This window comes from Idiomarina sp. 29L, from assembly GCF_004123135.1.
Classification (GTDB): domain Bacteria; phylum Pseudomonadota; class Gammaproteobacteria; order Enterobacterales; family Alteromonadaceae; genus Idiomarina.
In genome coordinates this window covers 331563-339512 of the sequence record NZ_SDJS01000004.1, presented here as the reverse complement: position 1 = coordinate 339512, position 7950 = coordinate 331563, and the positions used below count along the sequence as shown (strand labels likewise).

The window sequence follows — 7950 nt, the reverse complement described above, 5'->3', positions numbered from 1 at the left end:
GCTCCTGAGCCTCTGTTTCTTCGGTAGCCTGACGTTATTACGTCAGGAGCAATGGCTGGGTGCAGTCGCCCAATGGCTTGCTCATGCTGAAAACCTTAACGACCTCAACTAATGCAATGGCATCAAACCATAACTACTTCTCGATGGTGTAGATGAGATCTCCACCCTGACCTTCCGCATTAGAAACAGACTCGAAAATCAATTTGTCGGTAAGGCTATAACGTAGGATGAAAGTTGAGGTTGGTTCTATTAAACCGATTCCGTACTTAATATATAAGTCTGGGGATAAATGTTTGCCGATATACAAAGATGTGTCGTTAACATCACTGGTTCGTGAATCGAGGGAAACTTCGTCTAAGTCAAAAGTTTCTTTCAATCCATCGGTTAAAAACTCGGTACTACGGCCGCCTACCAATAGAGCAGCTTGGAGTTCCAGATTGTTCACGTCGCCTTGGCTGCCCGGTGGTTTTCCGAAAAGAAGGTAGGACAGTATTGTGCTATCACTCATTGGTGGTGTAGAAAATAGGCTAAGCTCGGGTTGCTCAATACTGCCTGTGACTCGCGCTCCTATTTCCTCCGGTGGTTTTTGATTACTTGTTGAAGAGCTGATGTTTCTAGTAACCCTAAGGTTTAATGAAGGGCTGCTTAAAGGAACATCGTTAAATAGTAAGTCGCCACGCTCTATCGTTAGTTTTTGTCCATAAATTTCATATTGCCCGGACGTGACACCTATAGTTCCGTTCCCTCTTGCCGGAGAGTTAGGTTGTTGAGTAATGTTAAGGCTTCCTTGAATCTGACCAGCAAAGCCAAGCGCCTTAACTCTTACGTTTTCTCCCAAAGAGACGGTTAAGTCAGTTTGGGTTTTGAATACAGACTCTTTTTTCTCTTCATTTTTCAACCGAACATCAGCCGATTCTGTTATGGCTTGGTTCAGTTCTATAGGTGTTATGCGCGCCTTAGGGATATTTAATTTTCCATTTAAGCTTATCAGCTTTTTATCTAGGCTTACCGTTAGTTCAGGTGAGGCTTCTATAAGCAAATCGGGCGTATCGATAATAAGCAGCTCGTTTCCATTAATTTCTAACTTGCCGAATTGCTTAAATGCATCCAAGTAGCCCGTAATCTGCAATTTTCCGGAACCCACTTTTCCGTCAGCCTCCACCTTAAACTGACCTGAGTTTGCATCTGCTTGCAGAGTCCCGGTAACGTCTTTGAGCATGGTGCCAGATTGCAGAACTACTATCTGATTCGCATTGAGTTGAACTTTTCCCGATGCTAGCGGAGTTCCAACTGTTCCACCTATTGTTAGGTGAGCAGAAGCCTTTCCGTTATCAATACCGACTTGTGGAATTAATAAGTTAGCTAGTTCCAGGCTGTCTGAATCAAAGTCTAAAGCGCCGGATACTTCACTATCTTCGCCCAAGCTGTCTGTCTCGACGTGACCAGTTAGGTTTAATCCAAGCTCATTAGCTTGAGCGATTACATTGGCTTGTAATCCTTGCTCTTTAGTTTTCGCAACCAACTGCAATTTCTCTAAGGTTACTGTTTCTTCTGCCGTCGACACTTTTGTGTTGTCGGCATTTATTGATGCATTTAACTGGCGGAATGTCGTTGTTTCAATATCTACTGAACCTTCGACGTCGAGATCCAGATCGCCTTGCAGTTTGTACAATGCCGATGGTATGACTAAAGCTTGCAATGCATTTATAGGAACAGATTGAGCGTTAGCTTTAAAAGACAGCCTGCTTTTATCTTTGTCTAACTGAATGCATAAAGGGGAGTTAATCTCCGCATAACCAATGCATAGATCTTGTATTCTAAAATTAGCATTTTTAGAACTGAGTGTTAAATCGGTAGGCTGAGTTAAATAAACTTCCTTATAGCCTGTTTGCTTTAATTCGGCGGAATCGAGCCCTATCGTAAACTCGGGTTGGTTTAACACACCATTAATGGTTCCGCGCGCTAAAGCAGTTCCTTGTAATTCTGATACCTGGCTTAATTGGTCAGATTGAAGCTCCCAGTTCAATGTTCGGCCTGAGCTCAATGCTCCGTTAATGTTAAACGATTGAGCTCCCCAATTTCCTTCCATGCTTTCGACAAATAGATAGGGGGCGGCGTAGCTCATTGAAACTTTGCTATTGACGTCATGACCTTCGTAAGTACCAGTTACATTGGCATTTAAAGAAATATCACGGCTCCAATCAATAGTTGCCTCTGCAGCTATCATGTTGTTATTTTGACTGAGCTTTAATGTGGTTAGATTGAGCGACTTGGAAGCAAGCTTAGCCTCACTGGTTAGCTTAAATGGTTGTGGTAACAAGCCGTTAATATCGCTCGATAAACGAGCGGATAAATTATCGATAGCTCCACTAACTGTTAATTTACCGCCTTCACTAATAATATCGCTGGGTTTGTATAAAACAGTATCCCATTGCGACGTGATATCAATAACAGGGACTGAATCGAGGTGAACAATACTTCCGCTAATGAGCAATTCACCACGAATATCATTATCTGAACTCACGTTAAGCGAGTTAATTGTTAGTGCATTAGACTCGTACGTTAAGCGTCCAGATATTGCTGCATTTCTTTGGTTTACGGTAACCGATAGGTCCGGACTAAGAATGGCGCTGTTTAAACTCCCTTCCCCTGCGATGGCTCCGTTAAACACAAGGCTCAGGTCTCCTAAGTCAAAAGCCTTTAACCATGGGGTAAGGTTGCTTTCATTCCATTGACTGGTAACAGACCAGCTCAGCGCTTTGGCTGGTTGATGCAGAGTAGCTTCAAGGGAAGCATTCAGACTGTCACTAAGTTTCGTCTCAGTGACGAGCTTTCTTATATCCCCTTTAAATAGGCTGTTGATAGTGAGAGCGGGATAATCCGGCGAATGCAGCTCAATTTTAGTATTCAGTGAGCTTTTAAAAGGATATGACAGTAACGACTGCCCGCGAACGGATGCTGTTACATACTGGTGCGAAATATCTAAGTTTCTCAGAGTAACACGGCCACGCGTGTTTGCTTTAGCGGAAAGGTTTACATCAAGCTTTTGAGCCGGAGCCTCAAAGAAAAAGAATAACGTGTCAGACACTGTTAGCTTCTGAATATAAATGGATAAGGGAAGTTCTATTTTTATCTCATTGAGAGCGTTTGCTTGGTTATCGTTGTTGGGTTTAGCCTCTGTAGAGCGTAATCGGACTTCGCCGTGATCACTCTTAATACGCTCTACCGTAATAGAGCCTGATAATAACGCTAACGGCTGCCAATGAATTTCTAATGCTTCGGTTTGGTAAGCAAATGACTCGGACTCGACACGTAAGTTATTAAAGCTAAACTCGGTTAGTAGCTTGCCTCGAAACTTGTCGTAGCGAATATCTATTGGGGAGTAACGAATGGCTTTATCGACTACCCAGCGGCTGCCTGTTTCGGTACCGAACAATGAGATCGCAACCGATGGTATTACAAGAAAGATGCCCAATATGATGCTTGCCAACCAGCGATAAATCGTCATAGATCAGGCCCCAGGGTTAAGTGCAGTCGCCAAGGCTTATCGGGTTCATCAATTGCTTGAGCTAAGTCAAGCCGAATTGAGCCGATAGGCGATATCCAGCGCACACCAAAGCCAATACTTTGCTTTAATGGCTCATTAGGTTCGATCATCGCATTCCCGATGTCCGTAAACAATGCAACCCGCCAGTGTTCCTTAAACCGATAGTCGATTTCTGCGCTGGCTGTTGCTAGGTAACGCCCCCCAATAACCGTTCCGGTTTCGTCCTCAGGACCGAGTTGTTCATAGGCATAACCACGAACACTGTGGTCGCCACCCGCAAAAAAGCGTAATGATGGAGGCAGGGTATTGAAGTTATCAATATAAGTGGCGCCTATATCAGCACGAGTGAGTATTCTGACGCGCGCAGTTAGCGGTACGACGGCTTTGAACCCCAGCTTTAAACTGGCCATGTTCGCGTCTGATAAAAGCGTATCATTTGCCGCTTTAAGCGTAGCATCAAAGCGAAATCCTTTATCAATATTCAAGCGTCCGTCGGCTGTCATGTAGGTCCAGCTAGATCGTGGGATAAGAAATTGACTAGTACCCTCTGTTTCACCAATCTGAAAGTCATCTCTTTGCCAGCTTAAGCCAAACTCATGTTGCCACTGGTTCATGGTAACGGTACTGGACGCGCCTATACGGTATAAACGGTTTTCCTGACCTTCATTGTTTTTATCCGATACTTCTGCGTTAAATCGATAGTAGTCAGACTGCGGTTTTTTCCCGGGTACGATGTAGTTAGCACTAACAAGGCTTTCAATTTGAGATACTTGAGTCAACCCCCGAAATTGGTGGCCATCTTCGTTGACCCAGCGCCGGTTTAGACTGGCACTAACTCGGGCTCCCGTGTCGGTTCCATAACCGATACCATATTGATACTGGTTTCTGTAATTTGCGCTGGATTTAACCTCAATAGGCACCTGCTGATTTTCCGATTCATCCCACTGCGGGCTGACTTGCACTTGAGAAAAGTAGCCACTGTCGAGTAACCCAACCTGTAAATTGCTGAGTTCCTGACTGGTGTAGCCTTCCCCTTGCTTAAACGGAACATATCGTTGCAGTAGTTCGTCATTGAGAATGTCTTGCTCAAAGTTAACAGGGCCAAACTGATATCGCCGTCCAGACTCAAAAACAACATCGATATTAGCTGTATTTTGGTCGACATCAATAATGACATCGTGTTTTTCAAATCGGGCATCGTGGTAACCGCGGCGGCTTGCCAGTGACAATAAGCGAGACTTTAATTCCTCATATTCTTGATGAATAAAGCGATGTTCAGGCTTTAGTTTGCTTCCATCTAACAAAGACTGAAAGCGAGCATCGTCTTTAGCATCTCCTTTTATCGCCCAATTATTTGTGGCAATGCGCACTGGTTCATTTAAGACAACGTCGTAAGACGCTATCCACCCATCTTCAACACTTTCTAGTTGAGCATTCACTTCAACCTGATAATATCCATAAGGGCGCAATGCTTTTTGAATGTCGTTGGGCGCTTGTCGATGTAGATACCGGATTCGATAATCAGCGTAAGTGTTGCTGCCATTCAATCGGGCTATCTGTAGTAGCGTCATGACATTGTCATACGCTTTACCTTCGACACCCGACACTCTTACTTCGACAGAAGCAAAAGTCAGACAACTGAAAAATAAGCTACCAGCAATTAGAATACAGCGAATGTAAAGCATTGACGTGTTTTACCATAAAAAAGATGACAACATAATCTCATTGTTTGAGACTCTGTGTCACCCATCGGGTTCAACTTGGAGACATTATGGCGATAGAAATTACAACAGCAGAGAAACGGCTATTACAAAAGGTTAGTATACCGCCACGACCACAGACTCTGTTAACTGTTAGTAGTGAAGCCAAAAAAGAGGAACCCGATGTATCTGTTATTGCTGATGCTATCGCATCGGATATGGGGATTGCTGCTGCGGTTCTACAAGTTGTGAACTCGGCTGCTTACCGGCGTGCAAAAGAAATTGACTCAATTCAGCAAGCGGTCATGACGCTGGGCTTTCGACGCGTCTTTCCGATTGTAAAAGCGGTTGCATTAAAGTCAGCGCTGAAGTCGGACTATGATCTCAATGAGTTTTGGCGTTATAACGAATGGGTGGCGAGTGCTTGTGTGATGGTTTCCGAAGCTGTCGGTAGGCCGGAGCTGCGAGATCATGCTTACATGCTTGGTCTTTTTCAAAGCTCAGGTATTCCCGTCATGTTGTCAGAGTTTGATGAAGAATATTCAGAGCTATTGGATGCTTCAAGTAGCCAACCATGGCCTGAAATTATCGAACAAGAGCAGCGCAAGTTTAATACAACCCACACCACAATGGGTGCGTTACTCGCTCAGCAGTGGAAGCTCCCCAAAATTGTTGTCGAAGTTATTTATTATTTGTTCGATGACAGCTCTGTTTTTTTAACATCGAGTGAGCTGTCGGGGCTTGCGTTGGATTTGTTAGGCATATTAAAAATATCCCGTTATGCGATAGACCTAAGAACGCGTAGCTTGGCAGGACAAGATGAATGGCAGTCAGTGCAGGACGGAGTACTGGAACACTTTCAAATCGATGAGTTTAAAGTGGAAGAAATTATTGAGCTAGTTCATGAAGAACTGTTCGATACCGATCATTAGTTTTGCTGGTTAAATTATCTGCAAACGACAGAGTTAGAGCCAATAAGTACTTGTGCCGCGGTTTGTTGTCGGTATAATCCATGCCTCAAGAGTTAGGGGCGTAGTTCCAACTGGCAGAACAGCGGTCTCCAAAACCGACGGTTGGGGGTTCGAATCCCTCCGCCCCTGCCAACTCTTCACTAGTCTTATTTATTCTGCTCAATTACACTACATTCATATCTTTTAGTACTTACTTTGGTAATTCATCTATACGGTAACTTTTATGAATGCTCAGTGGACTTCTCAGCAAATGCAGGCATTAGCCGCTATGAATATCCCACTTTGGGAAAAAGCGCCTGAGCCAAAAGGTCAATATTTTTATAAGTTGGGCTCTTATCATTTAGTTGGCGAGACACAATTACCGGTTGAGCTACCGCAGTGGTTTAACGACTTTTGCTTATGCGTCGGTGAGCGACCGGTAGCGGTTAAAATAACGGAACTATCAGATAACTGTCTCAATTACGATACCTGGTTTGATAATCTACCAACGGCTGACTTTAAAAAAGCGCTTTGGCAACGTCTAAACCATGCCTGACATAAAAATTCAATGCTTTACTCCTGACAGTCGCTCTTATGAAATCGAGCGGCTAGCTCACGCGCACCCATGGAGCTTATCGGTTTTTTGCCAAAGTCATGGGCCAGCTTACTATAATAGACAGTTAGTCGTTGACGAAGAAACAGTCGGTTATATTATTTGCCAGCAGGTACTGGACGAACTCACCATTTTTAATATCGCTATTGATCCAAAGCACCAGGGGCAGGGTTTTTCGCATTACTTAATGCAGGATACCTTAAACTATGCGGCGAACAACGGTATGTTGGTCTTCCTTGAAGTACGCGCGTCCAATACAACTGCAATTAATTTATATCGAACGTATGGGTTCAGCGAGCTGGCTAAGCGCTCCGACTATTACAAAACCCATAATGGCTACGAAGACGCTTTAGTCATGAAGTGGCAAAGCGAACAGAATTAGGAGAAGTTTATGCCATCGGAAAATCATGCACAGGCTTTACAGGTATTATCCTATGTCGATTTGACGTCTTTGAACAATGACGATGATAAAGCCACTATTGAATCACTCTGCACGAAGGTAGAAATTGGTAGCCAGTCGGTAGCCGCTATTTGTGTTTTTCCGGAATGGGTGGCGACAGCGAAAACTTACTTCGAAGAGCAGAGCCTCAACATTCCTATCGCAACCGTCACTAACTTTCCAGACGGAAGTACAAATATTGAGAGAGCTGTTTCGGAAACTGAGCGAGCTATAGCGGCAGGGGCGCGCGAAATTGATGTTGTCTTGCCATATAGAGCGCTGTTAAATGGCGATGAGAGCACGCCAGCTGAATTAGTCCGTGAGTGCAAGGACGTTTGCGGCGATGAAGTAATATTAAAAGTTATTATTGAATCGGGTGAGCTTAAAACACAGGATGCTATTGTGGCGGCAAGTGAAATTGCTATTGCCAATGGCGCTGATTTTATTAAAACCTCAACAGGCAAAGTGGACACTAACGCGACCTTATCGGCGGCTCAAACGATGCTGGGTGTTATTAAGGCGAGCGGCACAGACTGTGGTTTTAAAGCGGCTGGTGGTATACGCACGGTAGGAGAAGCTATGCAGTATATTAATCTGGCTGAAGAAATTATGGGGAAGAACTGGGTGACACCGGGGCATTTCCGAATTGGTGCAAGCAGCCTACTGAAGGATATCCAGGCGGTTGTGGATAATCACTAACC

At 44.2% G+C, this 7950-nt stretch carries 6 protein-coding genes and 1 tRNA gene; 5 read left to right on the top strand and 2 right to left on the bottom strand.

All coding sequences use genetic code 11. The annotated features are described in order from the left end of the window. Positions 1–133 precede the first annotated feature (133 nt). Positions 134–3508, bottom strand: coding sequence for a translocation/assembly module TamB domain-containing protein (locus EST55_RS10705; protein ID WP_129497443.1), 3375 nt, complete (start codon positions 3506–3508; stop codon positions 134–136). Further along, positions 3505–5232 (bottom strand): autotransporter assembly complex family protein, encoded by a 1728-nt coding sequence (locus EST55_RS10700; RefSeq protein ID WP_129497442.1) that lies wholly within the window; start codon positions 5230–5232, stop codon positions 3505–3507. Before EST55_RS10700 ends, EST55_RS10705 begins: the two co-directional genes overlap by 4 nt. A gap of 86 nt (positions 5233–5318) precedes the next feature. Here EST55_RS10700 and EST55_RS10695 point away from each other — a divergent pair, with 86 nt between their 5' ends. The 5 genes from EST55_RS10695 (at position 5319) to deoC (ending at position 7948) form a co-directional block, all read left to right on the top strand. Beyond that, positions 5319–6179, top strand: a complete 861-nt coding sequence (locus EST55_RS10695; RefSeq protein WP_129497441.1) for an HDOD domain-containing protein — start codon at positions 5319–5321, stop codon at positions 6177–6179. 94 nt (positions 6180–6273) lie between these two features. Then, a tRNA-Trp gene (locus EST55_RS10690) sits at positions 6274–6350 on the top strand. A 91-nt stretch (positions 6351–6441) separates the two neighbouring features. Beyond that, positions 6442–6753 (top strand): hypothetical protein, encoded by a 312-nt coding sequence (locus tag EST55_RS10685; protein ID WP_129497440.1) that lies wholly within the window; start codon positions 6442–6444, stop codon positions 6751–6753. Continuing rightward, positions 6746–7192, top strand: coding sequence for a ribosomal protein S18-alanine N-acetyltransferase (gene rimI / locus EST55_RS10680; RefSeq protein WP_129497439.1), 447 nt, complete (start codon positions 6746–6748; stop codon positions 7190–7192). Before EST55_RS10685 ends, rimI begins: the two co-directional genes overlap by 8 nt. Before the next feature lie 9 nt (positions 7193–7201). After that, on the top strand, positions 7202–7948 hold the full coding sequence (gene deoC, locus EST55_RS10675; protein ID WP_129497438.1) for a deoxyribose-phosphate aldolase: 747 nt from the start codon (positions 7202–7204) through the stop codon (positions 7946–7948). Positions 7949–7950 lie beyond the last annotated feature (2 nt).

Bases quoted from the DNA above. Each gene is read 5' to 3' on its own strand.
- EST55_RS10695 (WP_129497441.1), top strand. From the start codon at position 5,319: ATGGCGATAGAAATTACAACAGCAGAGAAACGGCTATTACAAAAGGTT.
- EST55_RS10685 (WP_129497440.1), top strand. From the start codon at position 6,442: ATGAATGCTCAGTGGACTTCTCAGCAAATGCAGGCATTAGCCGCTATG.
- EST55_RS10705 (WP_129497443.1), bottom strand. From the start codon at position 3,508: ATGACGATTTATCGCTGGTTGGCAAGCATCATATTGGGCATCTTTCTT.
- rimI (WP_129497439.1), top strand. From the start codon at position 6,746: ATGCCTGACATAAAAATTCAATGCTTTACTCCTGACAGTCGCTCTTAT.
- deoC (WP_129497438.1), top strand. From the start codon at position 7,202: ATGCCATCGGAAAATCATGCACAGGCTTTACAGGTATTATCCTATGTC.
- EST55_RS10700 (WP_129497442.1), bottom strand. From the start codon at position 5,232: ATGCTTTACATTCGCTGTATTCTAATTGCTGGTAGCTTATTTTTCAGT.